General features: G+C 63.3%; 18 protein-coding genes and 1 tRNA gene. 10 read left to right on the top strand and 9 right to left on the bottom strand.

Annotation, left to right across the window (positions count from 1 at the left end):
• Window positions 1–60: 60 nt before the first annotated feature.
• From RQI43_RS02870 to RQI43_RS02855, 4 genes are all read right to left on the bottom strand, one after another.
• Window positions 61–981 carry a transglutaminase family protein gene (locus RQI43_RS02870; RefSeq protein ID WP_056432476.1) on the bottom strand — a complete coding sequence of 307 codons (921 nt, stop codon included), beginning with the start codon at window positions 979–981 and terminating at the stop codon, window positions 61–63.
• Window positions 982–1,197: 216 nt separating this feature from the next.
• A complete protein-coding gene (locus RQI43_RS02865) occupies window positions 1,198–1,719 on the bottom strand; it encodes a response regulator (RefSeq protein ID WP_056432480.1) in 522 nt (173 codons plus the stop codon).
• Between the two features lie 301 nt (window positions 1,720–2,020).
• Entirely contained in the window at window positions 2,021–3,166 is a 1,146-nt protein-coding gene (locus RQI43_RS02860) for a transglycosylase SLT domain-containing protein (RefSeq protein ID WP_056432198.1), read from the bottom strand.
• A gap of 346 nt (window positions 3,167–3,512) precedes the next feature.
• Window positions 3,513–3,589, bottom strand: a tRNA-His gene (locus RQI43_RS02855).
• Window positions 3,590–3,778: 189 nt separating this feature from the next.
• Between RQI43_RS02855 and RQI43_RS02850 the strand changes: the two genes are divergently transcribed.
• Complete coding sequence (locus tag RQI43_RS02850; RefSeq protein WP_311274151.1) at window positions 3,779–5,656, top strand: chloride channel protein; 1,878 nt, start codon at window positions 3,779–3,781, stop codon at window positions 5,654–5,656.
• A gap of 203 nt (window positions 5,657–5,859) precedes the next feature.
• Here RQI43_RS02850 and RQI43_RS02845 read toward each other — a convergent pair whose 3' ends face one another.
• Complete coding sequence (locus RQI43_RS02845) at window positions 5,860–7,221, bottom strand: MFS family transporter (protein ID WP_056432202.1); 1,362 nt, start codon at window positions 7,219–7,221, stop codon at window positions 5,860–5,862.
• Between the two features lie 416 nt (window positions 7,222–7,637).
• Between RQI43_RS02845 and RQI43_RS02840 the strand changes: the two genes are divergently transcribed.
• Both RQI43_RS02840 and RQI43_RS02835 read left to right on the top strand, forming a co-directional pair.
• Window positions 7,638–8,072 carry a hypothetical protein gene (locus RQI43_RS02840; protein ID WP_311274150.1) on the top strand — a complete coding sequence of 145 codons (435 nt, stop codon included), beginning with the start codon at window positions 7,638–7,640 and terminating at the stop codon, window positions 8,070–8,072.
• Entirely contained in the window at window positions 8,039–8,437 is a 399-nt protein-coding gene (locus tag RQI43_RS02835; RefSeq protein WP_311274149.1) for a DUF1236 domain-containing protein, read from the top strand. The genes RQI43_RS02840 and RQI43_RS02835 overlap by 34 nt, the downstream gene beginning before the upstream one ends.
• Before the next feature lie 574 nt (window positions 8,438–9,011).
• Here the strand turns inward: RQI43_RS02835 and hrcA are convergent.
• Window positions 9,012–10,106, bottom strand: a complete 1,095-nt coding sequence (hrcA, locus tag RQI43_RS02830; protein WP_311274341.1) for a heat-inducible transcriptional repressor HrcA — start codon at window positions 10,104–10,106, stop codon at window positions 9,012–9,014.
• Between the two features lie 220 nt (window positions 10,107–10,326).
• Here hrcA and RQI43_RS02825 point away from each other — a divergent pair, with 220 nt between their 5' ends.
• Window positions 10,327–11,268 (top strand): glutaminase, encoded by a 942-nt coding sequence (locus RQI43_RS02825; protein ID WP_311274148.1) that lies wholly within the window; start codon window positions 10,327–10,329, stop codon window positions 11,266–11,268.
• Window positions 11,269–11,463: 195 nt separating this feature from the next.
• Here RQI43_RS02825 and RQI43_RS02820 read toward each other — a convergent pair whose 3' ends face one another.
• Complete coding sequence (locus tag RQI43_RS02820) at window positions 11,464–12,504, bottom strand: glutamine synthetase beta-grasp domain-containing protein (protein WP_056432213.1); 1,041 nt, start codon at window positions 12,502–12,504, stop codon at window positions 11,464–11,466.
• Window positions 12,505–12,994: 490 nt separating this feature from the next.
• On the opposite strand from RQI43_RS02820, the gene RQI43_RS02815 reads away from it, so the two are divergent.
• The 4 genes from RQI43_RS02815 to hemW all read left to right on the top strand — a co-directional run bounded on the left by RQI43_RS02815 (window position 12,995) and on the right by hemW (window position 16,160).
• Window positions 12,995–13,315 carry a hypothetical protein gene (locus RQI43_RS02815; protein ID WP_056432217.1) on the top strand — a complete coding sequence of 107 codons (321 nt, stop codon included), beginning with the start codon at window positions 12,995–12,997 and terminating at the stop codon, window positions 13,313–13,315.
• A 124-nt stretch (window positions 13,316–13,439) separates the two neighbouring features.
• Window positions 13,440–14,153 (top strand): ribonuclease PH, encoded by a 714-nt coding sequence (rph, locus tag RQI43_RS02810; RefSeq protein WP_056432220.1) that lies wholly within the window; start codon window positions 13,440–13,442, stop codon window positions 14,151–14,153.
• Window positions 14,150–14,785: an RdgB/HAM1 family non-canonical purine NTP pyrophosphatase gene (gene rdgB / locus RQI43_RS02805; protein WP_311274147.1), complete on the top strand. Its 636-nt coding sequence runs from the start codon at window positions 14,150–14,152 to the stop codon at window positions 14,783–14,785. The genes rph and rdgB overlap by 4 nt, the downstream gene beginning before the upstream one ends.
• 196 nt (window positions 14,786–14,981) lie before the next feature.
• Complete coding sequence (gene hemW, locus RQI43_RS02800; protein WP_311274146.1) at window positions 14,982–16,160, top strand: radical SAM family heme chaperone HemW; 1,179 nt, start codon at window positions 14,982–14,984, stop codon at window positions 16,158–16,160.
• A gap of 112 nt (window positions 16,161–16,272) precedes the next feature.
• Here hemW and RQI43_RS02795 read toward each other — a convergent pair whose 3' ends face one another.
• Window positions 16,273–17,478: a penicillin-binding protein activator gene (locus tag RQI43_RS02795; RefSeq protein ID WP_311274340.1), complete on the bottom strand. Its 1,206-nt coding sequence runs from the start codon at window positions 17,476–17,478 to the stop codon at window positions 16,273–16,275.
• A gap of 175 nt (window positions 17,479–17,653) precedes the next feature.
• Between RQI43_RS02795 and rsmI the strand changes: the two genes are divergently transcribed.
• Both rsmI and RQI43_RS02785 read left to right on the top strand, forming a co-directional pair.
• Window positions 17,654–18,616, top strand: coding sequence for a 16S rRNA (cytidine(1402)-2'-O)-methyltransferase (gene rsmI, locus RQI43_RS02790; protein ID WP_056432237.1), 963 nt, complete (start codon window positions 17,654–17,656; stop codon window positions 18,614–18,616).
• The gene (locus tag RQI43_RS02785; RefSeq protein ID WP_311274145.1) at window positions 18,603–18,995 is read left to right on the top strand and encodes a YraN family protein; all 393 of its coding nucleotides are present in this window, start codon (window positions 18,603–18,605) and stop codon (window positions 18,993–18,995) included. The genes rsmI and RQI43_RS02785 overlap by 14 nt, the downstream gene beginning before the upstream one ends.
• Window positions 18,996–19,161: 166 nt before the next feature.
• On the opposite strand, the gene RQI43_RS02780 is transcribed toward RQI43_RS02785, so the two are convergent.
• A complete protein-coding gene (locus RQI43_RS02780; RefSeq protein WP_056432242.1) occupies window positions 19,162–19,551 on the bottom strand; it encodes a response regulator in 390 nt (129 codons plus the stop codon).
• Window positions 19,552–19,618: the final 67 nt, after the last annotated feature.

Below are 19,618 nucleotides of genomic sequence, written 5' to 3'. Positions count from 1 at the left end.
ATGTCTGAAAAAATATGATTTGAACCCAGCCGCCATCTGATGGCAGCGGAATGAACGTCATCAACGCACCACCATCGCATCGGGTGTACGCTGCTCAAGGGAACTGAGTTCGACTTCATCGACCTCGACGCTCACGGACATGCCGAGATCGTCCGCGGGAAACCCGAAGAAGGAGCCGTGCAACGGCACCGCCTGCCGCGGATCGCGGGCGACGGCGACGCGGATGAGGTCGCGATTGCCGACGATGCCGTTGGTGGGATCGAACTCGATCCAGCCCGCGCCGGGCAGGTACACCTGAACCCAGGCATGGGTCGAGCCACCGCCCACATGGCGGTTGCGGTCACCGCGCGGATTGTAGAGGTAGCCGGAGACGAAGCGGGCGGCCATGCCAAGCGCGCGCACGGCCTCGATCATCAGTACCGCGAAATCGCGGCAGCTTCCGCGCTTGAGGCGCAGGGTTGTGACGGGGTCCTGAACGCCTTTCTCCGAGCGCGCGAGATAGGCGAAGTTGCGCCGGACATGGCGCGTCATCTCGGCCAGCAGATCCTGCGTGCCGATGCGACCCGCAGGCGGAACGAAGCTACGCGCCCAGGCATCGACCTCGTTCTTCGGATCGCGATGTTCCCGCTCGATGGAGCGGCTGAGATCCGGCATATCGTCGGCGCCGTAGCCGAAAGGGTAGTAGGCCGCATGCGGCGCGATCGGAAATTCCGGTGCGAGCTCGGGTGTGTGATCGAGGGTGATCGAGCATTCGAAGGTCAGGGTGGAGGCGCGACCCTGGAATGTCGCCACGGCGACGCAATTTCCGAACACGTCGTGCAACCACCGCAGAGACGACGGCTCGGGCGTGATCTTCAGCGTCGCGGCGATCAGGCGCTGGTCATAGCTGTCGCGCGGACGAAACATGATCCGGTGTTCGCCCAAGCCGACGGGCTGGCGGTACCGGTAGGTCGTAATGTGACGGACGGATAGGATCGGCACGTTCACAGGCTCCGCAGCACCGGTCGGTACCACTCTCTTGGATCGATGCAATGCAAGAGGTGCGCCCAACGTCATGGCGGCCCGTGATGTCGCCTTCACGGCACAGGAGTATTGGCCTGAATATCACCGCTGGGGCAATGCTCCTTGAGCTGGTTCGATAGCGATCGTCATCAAAGTGAAAGCGGCCCTGGCCGATTCATCCGCGGTGGGCAGAGTTCAGGGCACTGGCGGAGGAGGATTGCTGGTTGCGTGCTCGGCTTCCACCAACACATCCTGGGGGCGCCAGGGTTTGGGGATGAAGACCACCCTTTCCGGCAATGCGTCCGGTCGCGGAGCACGTCGGCCGGATGTGACCACCATCCTCGCCGTAGGCCACAGCATCGCGACGGCACGCGCCAGTTGCAGGCCGTCCATGACGCCCGACAGCTGGATATCGGCAAAGACCAGAGCGACATCACCGCCCCTGTCCCGCATCACGGCCAGAGCCTCTTCCGCCGTAGCGCAGCCGATAGCATCGAGCTCAGTCTCGTCCAGCAGGGCGACTGCCAAGCCTTGTGTCGATGCGTCATCCTCGACCACGAGGGCGAGGCGGCCGGATTTACGAATCGGCGCGGAGATAACGGGATCGGGCTCAGGCGTGGCTTCCGGCTGGTGGACCTGACGAACGAGGGCAGCCAAGTTCTCCGGAATGCCCTCGGCGATCAGGTCGTCATAGAAGGACGCGAGGGCTTCGCCGATTTGGTCGAGGGCGAGGCCAGGCGCGAGCGTATCGTTGCCTGCGCGCTTTTTCGGAACATCCTTGAAAGGAGTAGGCGAACGATTGTTCGACGGGCCTTTCGGATCGAGCACGTCATCCCTCCGGTTTTCGTCATCTGCATGGTGCCGCCGCGTGCGGCCCCAAGCTCAACGTAGGGACTCAGGCGTCAGTTGCTCCCATGGCGCAACAAGGGTTGGGCCGATGGCGAATCGATCCGGGAAATGCGATTGCTGGGGGGCAGGACCGACGGCGAGATCGGCGCATAAATGCGGTTAAGCGCGGTCACTCCACCGAGGCGTCGGCATAGGCCATGACGCCCGAGAGAGAGCGGACATCGCGGTAGCGAGCACCACGAGTGCTCATCATCGTCTCGAACTTCTCATGAACCTGGGCCACCGACAGGCTCGCTGCCTTGCGGCGACCGCGTTGGGCCGCAAAGAAGATGGAACGGTTGGCGCGCGCCGGGCCCGGCAGCATCTGGGCGGCCGCGGATGTCGGCTTGTCGACGACGGTAGCGAGGAACTCCTCGGCATCGTCGGGACCGAGGAAGTGGGCGAGGTACACTTCGCCCAGGGTCAGCTCGCGGCCGATACGCAGGGAGATTCGCGCTGCGTCGCGTTTCAGCATCTCGCCTGCCATCAGTGCGGCGAGATAGGGGTCACGCCGCAATTCGAGGATGCGGGTCCGCTCGGCGGCATCTGCCACGCTCGGCTTGCCGTTATCGCCGGAGACCACGAGGGCCGCTTCCTGCGTCAGGCCGTATTTCGCTCCGAAGTCGCGCACAACACCGAGCCAGGTGCGCTCGATGAACTGGAATAGGCCGGTCGCCGAGGACGTCTTGGCCTGCACTTCGGTGATGAAGCTCGACTCTTTGTCGGCTACCGCCATCAGCAGGACGGGGTCGGTCTGTACGGCCTGCGCAGCGCGGACGATCTTCTGCACCAAGTGGCGGCGAATCTTCATCGGTCCGAATTCGAGGATATCGTTCGGGTCGCCGACAGCGCTTTCGGTCAACAGGTAATCGTAGGAGACACGATCGACGGCATTGGAGCCGATTTCGGTGTCGAGGTCGTGGACGGGGGCAAAGGCTGAGGATGACGTGAGTACGGTGGGTGGAGCTTCTAGAACTCCCGGGACCGCCGACTGAATTCTGGGCTTCGGCATCGACAGCTCGGTCATCGCCTGAGCCGATTGTACCACGGCGCCGAAGCCACTGGTGCCGGTACCGTTGAGAACGACGGCGCTTAGGCCTCCCGCGACCAGCATCATGGCCAGAACGGAGCGGGTGAGGGCGGGGCGGCTCCCATGGTCGTGTCCGACCCGATTCTTGAGCGTCAGCGCATCGGATGAAGTTGCCGCATCACCGCCAGCGCCGAAGCGGCGCGAGGGAGGGGTAACTCGTGATGATCCGACCTTCTGAACCCGCATCTGATCGACTTGTCTCCGTGTGGTGGCGCACATCGGCATTTACGAGGACAGTTGTGGCGACAAAACGGCTAGGCTCGTGATCATCCCGTGGCGTCGATGGCCACTTTGCGGCAGCTTAGCCATTACGAGCCTTTACCGTCCGCATGCGACAGGGTCGGACGGAAGACACCAGCAACCACCGGGCATTCACGACAACATTGCATAGGAACTGATCTAGCAAGAACGGCGCTGCCGTAATCGGGCGATACGCATCATTCTAGGCAGGCAAGGCCAAGCTGGGAGCTTTTAGAAACAGCTGCCAATTCTTAGCCTGCAAGGCGTCGCCAAAGACGCCAGGATAGTCGAATGGTACCACTGCCCCGGCTCGAACGGGGGACCTCTTGATCCACAATCAAGCGCTCTAACCAACTGAGCTACAGCGGCACTCGGGCTGCGATGTATCCTGAGGCTGCGGGCATTTCAAGCGTTAGAGACGCAAGGAATGCAGAATGGGGAAAACTCTTCGCCCCATCGATGCCGCCGGACGTGGAAATTCGGTCGACGGACCTTGCACCCCACCCCTAAGGTGCCGCGGTCTTCGTACCCCTTTCGTGCCAATCCCCCCGTCGGTCGATGAACTCAGAAACCGCGCCGCGCCGTGGATCTCCCGCCGGCCAGCTGCTGGTCCACGTGCCAAGCCGATTGCGTGCCCTGGTGCGCGGCAGCGAAGCCGGGCTCGTGGCGCTGGCCGCCTGCGTCGGCGCGATCGCCGGGATCGCAGTCTCGGCCATGAGTCTCGCGACGCAGGGCCTGCGCGAGATCCTCTATCGATTACCGCACGGCGCCCGTCTCAGCGCTTCGACGGATGTGGCCCCGATCCTCATTCTGGTCGGCCCGGCCGTCGGCGGTCTCATCCTCGGCCTGATCGCCCTGGGCTTGGCTCGTCGCCGAGGCAGCCCGCAGCAGCCGATCGTCGATCCCATCGAGGCCAATGCCCTGCATGGCGGGCGGCTCTCGCTGAAGGGGTCGGCTGCCGTGGCGGCGCAAAATGTGATCTCGAACGGCAGCGGTGCATCGGTCGGTCTCGAGGCGGGCTATACCCAGATCTGCGCCGGCATCGCCTCGCGTCTCGGCCTCTCCTTTGAAATGCGTCGCTCGGATCTACGTACCCTAGTGGGTTGTGGTTCGGCCGCCGCCATCGCCGCTGCCTTCGGGGCGCCGCTCACGGGGGCATTCTATGCGTTCGAACTCATCATCGGCACCTATTCCATCGCCACTCTCACACCGGTGGTCGTCTCGGCCCTGTGCGGTAGCCTCGTCGCCAAGGCGCTCGTAACGCAGAGTCCCCTGGTGACTGCCAACGGTTTCGATGTCCTGACGACGAGGGCGGTCTCCGGAATCGATACGCTACCGAGCCTCGCTCTTGGTTTCGCGTGCGCTGGGCTCGGAATTCTGATCATGCGTGGTGTCACCCTAGTCGAGCAGGGTGTGCGGGCGACCCGCCTGCCGGCCTTCCTCGCCCCCGCCATCGGCGGTCTCTGCGTTGGCGTCCTGGCCCTAGCTGTCTCCCCGCAGATACTTTCCGGTGGGCACGGAGCGCTCCATCTCCATCTCGACACCAACATGCCTGCCATGGGGGTCGGTGCTCTGGCGCTGCTGTTCGTGGCGAAGGCCTCGGCCTCGGCGATCTCGATCGGCTCGGGTTTTCGCGGCGGCTTGTTCTTCGCTTCGCTGTTTCTCGGCGCTCTGGCGGGCAAGCTCTTTGCCGCGCTGATGGCGGAGGCAATCCCGGCCCTTTCCGGCGTTCATGGACTATCCGGCCTGGAGGGACTCACCTTCTTCGCTCTCACACCGCTGGCTTATGCGGTGATCGGCATGAGCGCCCTGGCGGTGGCAGTCATCGGCGGCCCGCTTACGATGACATTCCTCGCCCTCGAGCTCACCGGCAGCTTTCCGATCACCGGCCTCGTACTGGTGGCGGTGATCGCCTCGTCGATGACCGTGCGGAAGACCTTCGGCTATTCCTTTGCCACCTGGCGCTTCCACCTTCGCGGCGAAAGCATCCGTAGCGCGCATGATATCGGCTGGATCAGGTCACTCACCGTTGGGGCGCTCATGCGTCGCGAGGTCGAAACCGTGCCGGTCGATATGAAGCTCTGCGATTTCCTTGCGGCTCATCCCCTCGGCTCGCCGTCCCGCGTTGTGATGGTGGATAAGGAAGGGCGCTACGCCGGAATCGTGCTGGTGCCCGAGGCTCATGCCCTGGTGACGGCCGATAGCGAGGCCAGTCTCATCGAGGCCATGCGCTATACAGACGTGTTCCTCACCGCCGGCATGAATGCCAAACAGGCAGCCTCGGCCTTCGACAGCGCGGAGAGCGAAGCTCTGGCGGTGGTGGATGATCCGGTCTCGCGTCGGGTGATCGGGCTGCTCACCGAGAGCCACACCCTCAAGCGCTACAGCGAGGAACTCGACCGGCAGCGACGAGCGATCATGGGCGACGCTGCGTGAAACTGATCCAGTTCCTCGCTGCAAGTCTCGGCCATGCGGATGCGAAGGGCCAAATCACGCACATGCCCGACTGACTCGCACTGCATCGGAAATAGTCACGGACGATATCACCTGAACCGGATCACGGTTGCTGTGCGGCGTTTATGAAGACGCACGCGGCGAGCGAACACCGCGTGCGTTTGACCTTTCGACAAAGCGGCAATTTAGGCGGGCAGCGCCCGACGTGACTTGCGCATCAGCGCCTCTTCCACCGTGCCGTCACCGTCGAGATAACCGTGGCGCTTGGGGTTCGGCATGATCAGCGAGCCAATGAAGGCGATGGCGAGCATCGCCGTGACGTACCAGAAGAAGCTGCTTTCCGAGCCGATCTGCTTCAAATACAGGGCTACCGCCTCCGCCGTGCCACCGAAGATCGAGTTCGCCACCGCGTAGGAGAGGCCGACCCCCAGCGCCCGGACCTGGGTCGGGAACAGCTCTGCTTTCACAATGCCGCTGATGCCCGTGTAGAAGCTGATCACCGTGAGGCCGATCATGATCAGGCCGAACGAGAGGTAGGGGTTCGTAGTGGAGCCGATCGCCGTCATTAGCGGCACCACCATCAGCGTGCCGAGCCCGCTATAGAGCAGCATGTTGGTCTTGCGGCCGATCCTATCCGAAAGCCAGCCGAAGAAGGGCTGGATCACCATGTAGACAAGGAGCGCCGCAGTGGAGATCTGCGATGCGGTGATCTTGTCGATATGCGCCGTGTTGAAGAGATATTTCGGCATATAGGTGGTGAAAGTATAGAAGCTCAAGGAGCCGCCGGCGGTGTAGGCGAGTACTACGCAGAACGCACGCCAATGTTTGAAAAGGGCCGAAAAGGTGCCGGATTCCTTCGAGGCCATGTCCTCTTTGGTCGCCGTCTCCGCGAGCGACGAACGTAGGAACAGCGCCACCACGGCCGCCATCGCACCGATGAAGAACGGGATACGCCAGCCCCAGGCAGTGAGCTGCTGGGCGGTGAGGAAGCTCTGCAGAATGATCAGCACCAGCGAGGCCAGAAGCTGTCCGCCGATTAGGGTAACGTACTGGAACGAGGCGAAGAATCCACGCTGACCCTTCAGGGCGACCTCGCTCATGTAGGTGGCGCTGGTGCCGTACTCGCCGCCCACGGAAAGGCCCTGGATCATACGTGCGAGCAGGAGCAGGGCGGGAGCCCAGTGCCCCACACTGGCATAGGTCGGCAGCACGGCGATCATGAGCGATCCGCCGCACATCATCAGCACCGAGATCATCATCGAGGTCTTGCGGCCAAGGCGATCGGCGATACGGCCGAACAACCAACCACCGATGGGGCGCATGAAGAATCCGACCGCGAACACGGCGGCGGATTTCAGGAGCTGACTGGTATCGTCGCCTTCGGGAAAGAAGACCGGCGCAAAATAGAGGGCAAAGAAGGCGTAGCAATAAAAGTCGAACCACTCGACGAGATTACCCGACGACGAGCCCACGATGGCGAATATCCGCCGACGGCGGTCTTCCGGATCGTCAGGCTTCGAAGGATCGATCGCGATAGCGTCGGACATGGGCACTCCCTACCATCCTTGTCGGGGCCCTACCTGGGCCTCTTGGTCGGCGACGTTAAGCGGCGACGGAGAATTCACAAGCGCCTCAACGCGGCTTTCCTACAGCAGGCTGCAAATGTCAGCCATTCCCTCATCCCCGTCGCCCTTCCCGCCATGGCAAAGGTACGTCATCGTCGTCTCCAAGTGGAAATACTTGGAAGTCCGATACCGTGAAGCTTGGGCTTAAGTTGCCTGTGCGGTGTGAAGACAACGTGGGAAGTAGTTTTAATTCGCGGAACGGTTTTGGCAGTCTTTCCGTTTCGGCTTCGCGTCGGCGCCGCGTGGCGTCAGCAATCAACCAAGAGATGGACTGACTGACATGAGCAAGCTCTTGCGGAGTACGGTGACGGCTGCCGTTCTCGTCGTCGGTGCGGCGAGTGCTTTCGCCCAAGGTGGGCCTGGAGCAGGTGGCGGTGCGGGTGGCGGCGCAGCGGCAGGCGCCGGTGCGCCCGGCGGTGGCGCAGGTGGTGCCGGATCGGCTGGTGGCGCCGGCATGCGGGGCGCCGGTGGCGGCGGAGCCGAGCGTGGTGGAGCCGCAGGTGGTATGGAACGCGGTGGTGCCTCGGGGGATCGCGGCGGCCCTGCGGGTGAGCGCGGTGGCGCGGCTGGAATGGAGCGAGGCGGTGATGCTGGCGGCGAACGAAATGGCCGCATGGAGCAGGGCGAACGCCCGAGTGCTGGCAGCAGGAGCGATCCCGCAGCCCGGCCGGATCGAGACGGCAAGTCTGATCGAGACGGCAAGTCTGATCGAGACGGCAGGGCCGATCGTGATGAGCGGATGGACGGAAGCGGCAAGGCCGATCGCGGCCTGAAGGATGGCAAAGCGGATCGTGGCGAGAGGAGCGACAGCGACCGGGGTGATCGAGCCGGGCGTCGAGATCGTGCGGGCCGAGGCGATAGCGGCGCCGTGCGCGGGGCTTATGGCCGACTGGGTGCTCCGCAGCGTACAGAATTTCGCCAGAGCGTACTTCGTCGCGGGATCCCCCGTCTCGCCGCTGGTGCTTTCGCTCTGACGGTGGGGACTGCAATCGCCCGAAGCTACACTCTCTACGACCTGCCGCCTGACATCGTGCAGATCGTGCCCGAATACGAAGATTACAGATACGTACTTGTCGACGACGACATCGTCATCGTTGACCCGGACACCTATGAGATTGTGGACGTCATCCGCGGTTGATCTTCATCTGTGGTGTCCTTGAGGGGAACTTCTTCTGGCGAAGCGCATACGCTGTCGAATTGTGAACCGTAGCGCTTGATGTTTTGCCGGATCGAAGTGGTGACGTGAGAACAGACTCCAGGCTCCGGACAAGCTGTCATCAGCGATCCGGAGCCTGGATGTTTCAGGCAAGGGCTTATGTTTGGTCCGCGTATCAAACGACCTGCGAGGTTGGGCCTCTTCCTCTTACTAAACTCTGCAGCGCCACATGAGTGCAACAGGCTAGGTTGAGAACGTTATTCTCAGGCTGCGCCTGACGCGGGCGCATGGCAAGATCACAGCGAGGTGAAAGACTGAGACTTCTATGCGAGTGATCGCAGCGAGTTTCGCTTTCCAGCAGGAGGGCAGCTAAGTCAAGGCCTTTCAGCAGGCCGTTGGCTACTTATGGGCCGAACTTCGAATGAAGGTCTCCAGTGTCTCGACATTAATCCCTGAAGCAGGGGCGTCGTCGACCATTGGTCCAGTTTCCTTCAAGTCGTGGTAGAGCTTTCTCTAAGAAGCGAAGTCTTGTCCGGTGAGATGAACGCAATGACGCTCAGCGCCCGTTGCGGTCGAGCATCTTCGAGACTACCCGAGCAGTGTAATCCACCATCGGCACGATCCGCGCGTAGTTAAGTCTCGTCGGGCCGATGACACCGACGACGCCGACGATTTTCTGAGAACCGTCCCGGAAAGGTGCGGCGATCATCGACGAGCCGGAAAGCGAGAACAGTTTATTCTCCGAGCCGATGAAGATGCGCACTCCTTCTCCACCCTCGGCGCGGGAGAGCAGTTCGATCACATCCTTTTGCGTTTCAAGGTCGTTGAAGAGTAGGCGGATGCGTTCGAGATCCTCCACCGCGCGCAGGTCGTCGAGAAGGTTGGCTTGGCCGCGCACGATTAATTGACGTGCGTCGGACGGCCCGACGGTGGTGGCTAGGCCCGCGTCCACCAGGCGCTCGGTAATGACGTCTAGTTCGCGCTTCATCGCCTCGCGGCCGGCCTCGATCTCGGCGCGCAAGCCTCCCAGTGTGCGTCCATGAAGGCGGGCATTGAGGTAGTTGGAGGCTTCCTGCAGGGCGCTGGCCGGAAGGCCCGGGGGCAGATCCAGGAGGCGGTTCTCCACCGAACCGTCATCCGACACCAGTACGACGAGGGCGCGGGCTGGATCGAGCCGGACGAATTCGATGTGTTTCAGGTGCACGTTTGTCTTAGTGGTGAGCACGACGCCTGCTCCCCGGGAAATTCCGGACAGCAGCGTCGAGGCCTCGGCCAAAGCGCTTTCGAATGTGTGGCCAGATGCGGCGGCACGCATCTGGGCCTCGATCCGCTCCTGCTCCTCGCGCCCGACATCGCCGATCTCCAGCATGGCATCGACAAAGAAGCGCAGGCCCATTTCCGTCGGAAGTCGGCCGGCGGATGTGTGAGGCGCGAAGATCAGGCCAGAATGCTCCAGATCCGCCATGACATTGCGGATCGAGGCCGGCGACAGCGCCATGGGCAGGATGCGCGCGAGGTTGCGGGATCCTACAGGTTCGCCCGTCGTGAGGTAGCTCTCCACGATCTGTCGAAAGATCTCGCGTGTGCGCTCGTTTAGAGTGGCGAGGGGCTGGAGCTGCTGAGAAGAGAAGGGGCGGGGGCGATCGTTCAATGGGTTCTTCCTGAGCGGCGATTGTGTCCGGCTCTGCCCTCGCGCACAACCTCTAGGCCCGCGGCATCGACGTTGTTCTCCGGCAATCCGCTTCGTCCAAAAGGAATGCCCTTTGCGTCGCGGTGCGGCCGGCCGCGAAACTCCGCCATCTGTCGGATGGCGCCGTGGCGGAGGCATGCGGGTTCCGTCTTGGCTCGCATCGATACCCGTTTCCTCGCAGATGAGCGACGCCGTGCCCGACCTTGATACCGTCGTCAGAGAAATCGCCGAGGAGATGGCTGACCGGCCAGACCGAGGTGAGGTCGCCACCTACATCCCGGAACTCGCCCGTGTCGATCCGAAGGCCTTCGGAATTGTCGTCATCGATGCTGACGGGCATGTGGCGGCAGCAGGTGACAGCGACACTTCATTCTCGATCCAAAGTATCTCGAAGGTGTTCACGCTGACTCTGGCCCTCGGCATGGCGGGAGATCGGCTCTGGCGCCGAGTCGGTCGCGAGCCGTCCGGCAGTCCTTTCAACTCCATTGTCCAGCTCGAGCGTGAGCGCGGCATCCCCCGCAATCCGTTCATCAATGCCGGTGCCATCGCGGTGACCGACACGATACTGTCGGGCCACCAGCCCCGGGAAGCGCTTGGTGAAATCCTGCGCTTCATGCAGTTCCTCGCCCAGGACCCGACCATTACCATTGACGAGGCGGTGGCCGCCTCCGAGCTGCGCACGGGTTTCCGTAATATCGCGCTTGCCAACTACATGAAATCCTTCGGCAATATCGATAACCCGGTCGATTTCACCCTGGGTGTTTATTTCCATCATTGCGCCATCGGCATGTCGTGCCGGCAGCTAGCCACGGCGAGCCGCTTCCTCGCTCATTCCGGCCGCAACCCTCTCACCGGGCATTCCGTGGTCTCTCCGGAGCGCGCCAAGCGTATCAACGCAGTCATGCTGACTTGCGGTCACTACGACGGGTCCGGCGAATTCGCTTATCGTGTTGGCCTTCCCGGCAAAAGTGGCGTCGGCGGCGGAATTATCGCGGTGGCCCCCGAAAAAGCGTCGATCGCGGTATGGTCGCCGGGCCTCGACGCATCCGGTAATTCGCATCTCGGCCGGATCGCCCTCGAGATGCTCACTCGGCGCCTTGGCTGGTCGATCTTCGGCGCGTGAACTCAGTAGGGACGGTAATCCCCTACGCCCCATCGTGATGTAGGCGAAAAGAAGTGTGTTGCACCGAGGTAGCCAAGCGACTTGTTCATTGAGACCCGCTTGCCTTCCAAATGAGCAAAAAAGAATGCCTGCCGCAGACCCTGCGACAGGCATCGATTATAATTGGCGCAAAAGCCTTAATTGTCTGCCTAATATTTAGGCGGCCGCTTTCGCCTCGTCGGCGGTTGAAACCGTCGCGATCGTCTTCAGGATCTGCGAGGCGATCTGGTAGGGGTCCCCCTGGCTGTTGGGACGGCGGTCTTCCAAGTAGCCCTTGTACTCATTGTTGACGAAGCTGTGGGGCACCCGGATCGAGGCACCACGATCGGCGACGCCATAGCTGAACTCGTTGATCGCAGCGGTCTCGTGCTTGCCGGTCAACCGCATGTGGTTGTCAGGCCCGTAGACCGCGATGTGGTCGTCCAGGTTTTCCTTGAACGCTGCCATGAGCGCTTCGAAATAGGCCTTGCCGCCCACCGTGCGCAGGTGCTCCGTAGAGAAGTTCGCGTGCATGCCGGAGCCGTTCCAATCCGTCGCACCGAGCGGCTTGCAATGGTACTCGACATCGATCTCGTAGGTCTCGCACAGGCGCTGGAGAAGGTAGCGAGCGACCCACATCTCGTCGGCGGCTTTCTTGGAACCCTTGCCGAAGATCTGGAATTCCCACTGGCCCTTGGCCACCTCGGCGTTGATGCCCTCGTGGTTGATACCGGCATCGAGGCACAGGTCGAGATGTTCCTCGACGATCTTGCGAGCGATGCTGCCGACTTCCTTATAGCCGACGCCACAATAATAGGGACCCTGCGGGGCAGGGTAGCCGGTGGCGGGGAAGCCGAGGGGGCGTCCGTCCTTGTAGAAGAAATACTCTTGCTCGAAGCCGAACCAGGCGCCGTCATCATCGAGGATGGTTGCGCGCTTGTTCGAGACGTGCGGGGTGACGCCGTCCGGCATCATCACTTCACAGAGAACGAGGACGCCATTCTTGCGAGTGCTATCGGGGAAGTGGCGCACAGGCTTCAGCATACAGTCGGAGCTGCCGCCCTCGGCCTGCATCGTCGAGCTGCCATCGAAGCCCCACAGCGGAAGCTGCTCAAGGGTCGGGAAGCCATCGAATTCCTTGATCTGGGTCTTGCCACGCAGGTTCGGCACCGGCGTGTATCCATCGAGCCATAGATACTCGAGCTTATATTTCGTCATTTCGAGCCTCTCGTACCTCAAGCGATCCGACAGCCGGGTTTCCCCTCACATCGTTCGCGGCCGTTCGTAGCCGGATTCGCCGTTAGCATATCTCATGCCAATGACTTGCACGGACGGTTGATGGCTGTGCGTTCCGTGGAGAGCGTAGGCGATGAGAGATAGTGACATGGCAGGGACGACGGTCTGGAATATGCCGGCTACCTGCCAACCTGAGGCACCCGAATGGGAGAGCAACGAGTTCGAATTATGATTCTAGCGGGCGTAGGGACGATCACCGCTCGCTCATTCCGGCGGATTCTGTCGAGCGAGGATGGAGGCTCGACGAACTTAAAGGAATATAAGCCTTATTCTGATCGGCCCCTGCTTAATCCCGAAACAAAAAATATATAATCTCGCCAGGTCGTGCGGCGTTTTCCGTCGAGCATGCGTTGCACCGCATCCGCACCCAGCGGTCGACGAAACAAATATCTGTCAAACGGAGCCCGTCCTGATGAAGAACCCAACCCTGTCCGCCATGGCGAAGACCTTCGCCATCGTGGTCGCCCTGGTGGGCGCGATGATCCTGGGAACGCCCCGTGGTGCTGAAGCCGCACCGATGGCGGTATCCAGCGAAGTCGCCGGCGCGGCGAACGCGGCCGCCACCGAGGTTCAATACGGCGGCGGACACTGGCGCCACCACGGCCGGCATCATCGCCGCCATTTCGGCCATCATCGCGGTCGCCATTTCGGCCATCATTACGGTCGTCGCTTCGGTCATCACCATCACCGCCGCCATTTCGGCCATCATCACCGCCGCTTCTACCGCTACTGAGGCCCGAGTTTGGGGTGCGCGCCGCGAGGCGCGCGCCTACCTTACCTCGCTGCGCTTGCCGGTAGCCGGACCGCGGCCTAAGAGCCCGGACGACCATCCCGGAACCCGACCAAGGAGAGTGCCCATGCGGCCCTCGAAGCGCGCGAACGACGAATTGCGCAACGTGACTCTGGAGCGCTCCGTCGCCCGTTATGCCGAGGGTTCGTGCCTCGTGACGTTCGGTCAAACGAAAGTTCTTTGCACCGCCTCCCTCGAAGAGCGCGGTCCGCCATGGCTGCGCGGCTCGGGAAAAGGCTGGGTCACCGCGGAGTACTCCATGCTCCCCCGCGCTACCCATGAGCGCACCCGCCGCGAGGTAAATTCCGGCAAGCCCTCCGGACGGACGCAGGAGATCCAACGGCTGATCGGCCGCTCGCTCCGCGCCGTCACCAATCTTCCCGCCATCGGCGAGCGCCAGATCACCGTGGATTGCGATGTGATTCAAGCGGATGGCGGCACTCGCACTGCCGCGATCACGGGCGCTTGGATCGCCCTGCATGATTGTTTCACCTGGATGCGCGGGCGCTCCATCATTTCCGTCGATCCCCTACGTGAGCATGTCGCCGCCATTTCCTGCGGCATCTACAAAGGCACCCCCGTGTTGGATCTCGAATACGCCGAGGATTCGGCCGCCGAGACCGATGCGAACTTCGTCATGACCGGCTCCGGCGGCCTCGTGGAGGTGCAGGGCACCGCCGAGGGAAAGCCCTTTTCGGAAGCCGAACTCATCGAGTTGCTGCGCCTAGCCCGCGGCGGTGTCGAGCAACTCGTCGCCCTTCAGAAGCAGGCGATCGCATGAGCGCGCCGCGCATTCTCACCGGGCGAGTTGTCATCGCCACTCATAATGCCGGCAAGCTCGTAGAGATGCGTGAGCTGCTGATGCCCTTCGGTGTCGAGGCCGTCTCTGCCGGCGAACTCGGCTTGCCGGAGCCCGAGGAGACCGGGACGATGTTCGCGGAGAACGCAGCGATCAAGGCTATCGCTGCGGCGCAGGCTTCTGGACTTCCCGCCTTCGCTGACGATTCCGGACTTTGCGTCAACGCCCTCGATGGCGCACCCGGACTGTTCTCCGCCCGCTGGGCCGGGTCGAGCAAAGACTTTTCCAGTGCGATGGCTCGCATCGTGGCCGAACTCGACAAGCGCGGAGCCACGACCCGCCGGGCTCATTTTGTCTCAGCCCTCGTCATCGCTTGGCCCGATGGCCACACCGAAACGTTCGAAGGCCGCGTCTTCGGCGATCTCGTAGAGCCGCGCGGCTCACAAGGCTTTGGCTACGACCCGATGTTCCTGCCCGACGGCTACGACCGAACCTTCGGTGAGATCTCCTCAGAGGAGAAGCACGGTGTCGATTGGCAGAGCGGAAATGCGCTGTCGCACCGGGCACGGGCCTTCGTGCTGCTGGCCCAAAGTTGCCTGCAGCGTCCGGTCTGACCGGTCTCGTCTAGATTGAGATTGGATGACCCTGATCTCAGTCGTGCCGACGGGAGCAGGTGGATTCATCGACGGCCGCAACGGTCTCTCACCGAGACCTTCTTGTGACGGATGAATCCAAGAAGGGGGCGTAGGCTGAGCGCGGGATGTCTCCGGGACCATTGCCAAAACTGTTATCCGCGCGCACATCCGTTGAATGACCGACTCTTCAGGACCGGACCACCCGACCCGCGACGCCGGGTTCGGAATCTATGTCCATTGGCCTTTCTGCGCTTCGAAATGCCCCTATTGCGACTTCAATAGCCATGTCCGCCATGCCCCGGTGGATGAAGGACGTTTCCTGGCGGCATTCCGGACCGAGATCGCCCATGTCGCGGCGCGCGTTCCGGGCCGCACGGTTTCCAGCATCTTCCTCGGGGGCGGCACGCCGTCCCTCATGCAGCCGTCAACCGTGGCGGGGCTTCTCGAGGCCATTGACGATGCCTGGGGGGCGGCCCCCGATATCGAGGTCACGCTGGAGGCCAATCCCACGAGCGTCGAGGCCGGTCGCTTTCGCGGCTATCGGGCCGCGGGGGTGAACCGTGTCTCGCTCGGTGTCCAAGCCATGGACGACATCTCCCTGAAAGCGCTGGGGCGCCTCCATACGGCCGCGGAGGCAATGTCGGCGGTGCAGACGGCGGCTGCCCACTTCGAACGCTACTCCTTCGATCTCATCTATGCGCGGCCGAACCAGAGCGCATCGGCGTGGCGGGCCGAGTTGAAGGAGGCCATCGCGCGGGCGGCTGAGCACCTGTCCCTCTACCAACTCACCATCGAGCCCGGCACGCCGTTCTTCGGCCTGCATGCGGCCGGCAAGCTTGTCCCACCGGACAACGACATGGCGAGGGCACTCTATGATGTGACGCAAGAGGTATGCGACGCCGCGGGCCTCCCATCCTACGAGATTTCCAATCACGCTCGCCCCGGCGCGCAATCGCGTCATAACCTCCTGTACTGGCGCTACGGCGAGTATGCCGGCATCGGTCCAGGCGCGCATGGCCGGCTTGTGACGGAAGAAGGGCGGATGGGCACCGTCACTGAGCGGGCGCCGGAGGCGTGGCTTGCTCAGGTCGAGCGCAACGGTCATGGCATCATCGAGACCGAAGCACTCTCATGTGCCGAACAGGGCGATGAGTTCCTTATGATGGGTCTGCGCCTCAAGGAGGGCGTCGACCCCGACCGTTACGCGATGCTGAAAGGCCGTCCCATCGATGCGGCGCGTGTCGAGGCTCTGATCGGCGACGGGCTCGTCGCCCGCCTGGACGGAGGCCGCATCGCCGCGACCCCGCGCGGTGCGCCGGTTCTCAACGCCGTTGTGGCGGAACTCGCTGCCTGATGCTGGCCCCCGTCCGCTTGCTCATGATCTATCGCATCGACCGGGGTGCATCGCCGGCCAGGGCTACCCTCAGCGCGGCCTTTCTCGGCCATAACTGACAGCGAAAGCCGGATCAGGTGCCAGAGGGGCCGAGCGTACGCGGGGCCGGGCTCACGATAGCCGGTGTGCCGCTGCGGATTTCGTAGATGGCTAGAGCCCTATCGCTTACCCCCTCCGGCCGGAAGCGGAAGGTGCCGTCGATCCCCGAGAAGCCGGCCTGCGTCGTCAGCGTCGCGTCGGCGAAGCGCTGAGATCCATATTGCCGCGACAGCGCTGCCATGAGCGAGACAGCGTCGTAGGCCAGCGTCGCCACACGCGGAGGTGCAGAGCCGAACCGCGCCTGATAGCGCTGCGAGAAATCGCTGAATCCCTTCGAATCGGCCGCTGCGAACCAGCCGCCCTGCAGGGCGGGCAGGGCGAAAAGGCGCGGGTCGTTCCACACCGCCGTGCCGATGGGCTTCACTCGGCTGGGAGAAAATCCCGCCTTGGCGAGGGCCGGTGCGACGATGGCCAAGCCTTCCGGGCTTTCCGGCAGGAACAGGGCGTCAGCCTGAGCGCCAGGACCATTGATGAGGCCCGCAAGGCGCGAAATAGCTGGAGCTGGCGCGCCAGGCGCATATCGCTCGATTCCCACCAGCCGAGCACCCTTTCTGGCCACCGCCTCACGGAATTGTGCCTCGACGGCATTGCCGTAGCTGCTCTCGGGAATCAGCGCGGCGAAGGAGCGTCGCCCGGCCGCCACCGCCTCGTCGACTACCCGGTCCACCTCGGTCTGCGGCAGGAAACTGAGGAGATAGACACTGCGTGCCGCGACGCTCGCATCGGTGGAAAAGGCGATGATCGGCTTGCCCGCCGCGCGCGTGACGCCGGCAGCCGCCTGGACATTGGCCGCAAACAGGGGGCCGAGCACCAGTTCGGCGCCCTCGGATAGGGCGGCCTGGGCCGCCTCGCGTGCGCCATCGGGCGAGCCGCGATCGTCCTTCACCAAAATCTGCAGGTCGGGCTTTTGGAAATCCTCGACCGCGAGTTCCGCCGCATTGCGGAGGGCCGTTCCGACGGTCGCACCGGGACCGGACAGGGGCAGGATGAGGGCGATCTTGACCGAGCCCGTGCCGATCTTCATCGCGCCCGGTGACGGCGCCTGCGGATCGCCAGCGGCGGCGATATCCGGGTCAGGAGAGGTTTTCGTGGCGCGTGGGCCGCCATCGGGGCCGCCGATGCAGCCGCCGAGCCCCCCGGCGAGCAGAAAAATCGCCACGGCCCTCGCCCAAACGGGCATTGCCGGACCGGGGCCCCTTGCAAGGCTTTTCTCCATTGCACGGTACTCCTCGTCGCCAATCCGCATCTCACGCCCGATGCGCGCACGGTTAAAGCCTGGACGACAAAAGTAAATGTCGCGACACCCCCGGTGCAGGCATTCCTCCGGCCAGTGTCCCCGTGGCAAGGTCTGCCTCATGACTCAGAGAATCGACAATCGGACGCGCCGCTCCAGGGCTGTCCACGATCCGGCCAAGCCCATCTCGACCTTCACCGCCTTCGGCCTCGCGGCAGAGGCGGAACCGCTCGACCCTGGCCTGCACGTGGTGGCGACCCCGATCGGCAACCTCAAGGATGTGTCGTTCCGCGCGCTCGCGACTCTGGCGGCGGCGGATACGGTGCTCGCCGAAGACACCCGCGTCACCCGCACGCTGTTGATGCATTACGGCATCACGACGCCGCTGGTCGCCTATCACGAGCATTCCAACGCGGCTGTCCGCGAGCGGATGATCGCACGGATGCAGAACGGCGAAGCCTTGGCCCTGGTCTCGGATGCCGGGACGCCGCTGGTGTCGGATCCGGGTTTCAAGCTTGTTCAGGCCGCCATCGAGGCGGGTATTGCGGTGACGCCTATCCCCGGTCCATCGGCGGTGATGACCGCCATCGTCGCGGCGGGCCTGCCCACCGACCGGTTTTTTTTCGAAGGCTTCCTGCCGCAGAAATCCGGTGCCCGGCGCAATCGCCTGGCGGCGCTCGGGCAGATCCCCGGAACACTGGTCCTGTTCGAATCACCCCACCGCCTGCCCGAAATGCTGGTGGATGCCGCCGCGATCCTCGGAGGGAGCCGGCCCGCAGCGGTCGCCCGCGAACTGACCAAGCTCTACGAGACGATCCGGCGCGGCACCCTCGCGACCCTGGCCGAGACCTTCACAGAGGAGGGGGCTCCCAAGGGCGAGGTGGTGGTGGTGATCGGGACCAACCCGGAAGAACCGCCGGAGGAGGAGGTCGAGGCCGGTCTCGATGCGGCAATCGAGGCCGCGCTTTCGCGTCACTCGATTAAGGATGCCGCTGCTCTCGTGGCCGATGCCACCGGCCAGCCCCGCCGGGTCGTCTATGCCCGGGCTCTCGTCCTCGCCAGACGTACCGATGCGGACGTCTAAGCTCCTCAATGCGAAAGGACGGCGGCGCGCCACCTACCTGCGCGGCCAGTCCGGCGAGACCTTGGCCCTCTTCGCCATGATCATGAAGGGCTATCGCCCTCTGGCCCGGCGCTTCAGCGCGAATGGCGGCGAGATCGACCTGGTCCTACGCCGGGGCGACACCGTTGCTTTCGTAGAGGTGAAGGCAAGGGCGAATCTCGAGACTGCCCTGGTCGCTATCGATGCGAAGAAACGTGCCCGGTTTTCCCGCGCCGTGCGTGCCTGGATCACGCGCAATCCCCGCTACGGGGGGATGACGTTCAGGGCGGATGCGGTGTTCGTTGCGCCAAGGACTTGGCCGCGCCATCTCCCCGACGCCTTCACGATCGAGGGACTCTGAGCCGAGAGGTAACCCTCCATCCGAGGACGGAGTTGTGTCGTGTCCAGACCCGCCCACGAGCTTGATGGGGCAGGGCTGCAGGCGCCGCTGTACTCTCTGGAAGAGCGGTCGCTGCTGACACGAGGCCATCAGCCAAGAGCAGCGCCCGAGCGAGGTCGACCGAGGCTTATTTCTTCGCTGCCGCGAGGGCAGCGATCAGGGTGCGCTTCAAATCGGCCTGGCTGAATGGCTTCTGGACCACGAGACGATCACGGAACGGCTCACGAATCCCCGCGCCGCCGTAGCCCGTCGAGAAGACGATGGGCAGGTCGCGCTCGGTGATCGCTTCGGCCACCGGATAGATCGGCTCGCCGGCGACGTTGACGTCGAGGATCGCGACTTCGAAGGTCTCGTTCCGAGCCATTTCCAAAGCCGTCGCAAGACGCGCAGCGGGACCGACTACGGTACACCCGAAGTCGAGCAGCATGTCTTCGAGCAGCATCGAGATGGCCGCTTCGTCCTCCACCACCAGAACCCTGGCGCCGTCGAGGAGAGTGTCGTTCTGTTCAGCACTCACGCTGGGGATTCTTCCCTTCGATTCGTTCCTGCCCGGAACGGTGCCGTCATCCGTAGCCTCGCAGGCT

Origin of the sequence: Methylobacterium sp. WCS2018Hpa-22 (genome assembly GCF_031843785.1) — a bacterium.
Lineage (GTDB): Bacteria > Pseudomonadota > Alphaproteobacteria > Rhizobiales > Beijerinckiaceae > Methylobacterium.
The sequence above is the reverse complement of the archived record's forward strand: the minus strand, read 5'-3'. Positions and strand labels throughout refer to the sequence as shown.

Bases quoted from the DNA above. Each gene is read 5' to 3' on its own strand.
- RQI43_RS02835 (WP_311274149.1), top strand. From the start codon at position 8,039: ATGGACGGAAGCGGCAAGGCCGATCGCGGCCTGAAGGATGGCAAAGCG.
- RQI43_RS02850 (WP_311274151.1), top strand. From the start codon at position 3,779: ATGAACTCAGAAACCGCGCCGCGCCGTGGATCTCCCGCCGGCCAGCTG.
- RQI43_RS02785 (WP_311274145.1), top strand. From the start codon at position 18,603: ATGCGGACGTCTAAGCTCCTCAATGCGAAAGGACGGCGGCGCGCCACC.
- RQI43_RS02820 (WP_056432213.1), bottom strand. From the start codon at position 12,504: ATGACGAAATATAAGCTCGAGTATCTATGGCTCGATGGATACACGCCG.
- rdgB (WP_311274147.1), top strand. From the start codon at position 14,150: ATGAGCGCGCCGCGCATTCTCACCGGGCGAGTTGTCATCGCCACTCAT.
- RQI43_RS02860 (WP_056432198.1), bottom strand. From the start codon at position 3,166: ATGCGGGTTCAGAAGGTCGGATCATCACGAGTTACCCCTCCCTCGCGC.
- RQI43_RS02845 (WP_056432202.1), bottom strand. From the start codon at position 7,221: ATGTCCGACGCTATCGCGATCGATCCTTCGAAGCCTGACGATCCGGAA.
- hemW (WP_311274146.1), top strand. From the start codon at position 14,982: ATGACCGACTCTTCAGGACCGGACCACCCGACCCGCGACGCCGGGTTC.
- RQI43_RS02815 (WP_056432217.1), top strand. From the start codon at position 12,995: ATGAAGAACCCAACCCTGTCCGCCATGGCGAAGACCTTCGCCATCGTG.
- RQI43_RS02795 (WP_311274340.1), bottom strand. From the start codon at position 17,478: ATGCCCGTTTGGGCGAGGGCCGTGGCGATTTTTCTGCTCGCCGGGGGG.
- RQI43_RS02825 (WP_311274148.1), top strand. From the start codon at position 10,327: ATGAGCGACGCCGTGCCCGACCTTGATACCGTCGTCAGAGAAATCGCC.
- rph (WP_056432220.1), top strand. From the start codon at position 13,440: ATGCGGCCCTCGAAGCGCGCGAACGACGAATTGCGCAACGTGACTCTG.
- rsmI (WP_056432237.1), top strand. From the start codon at position 17,654: ATGACTCAGAGAATCGACAATCGGACGCGCCGCTCCAGGGCTGTCCAC.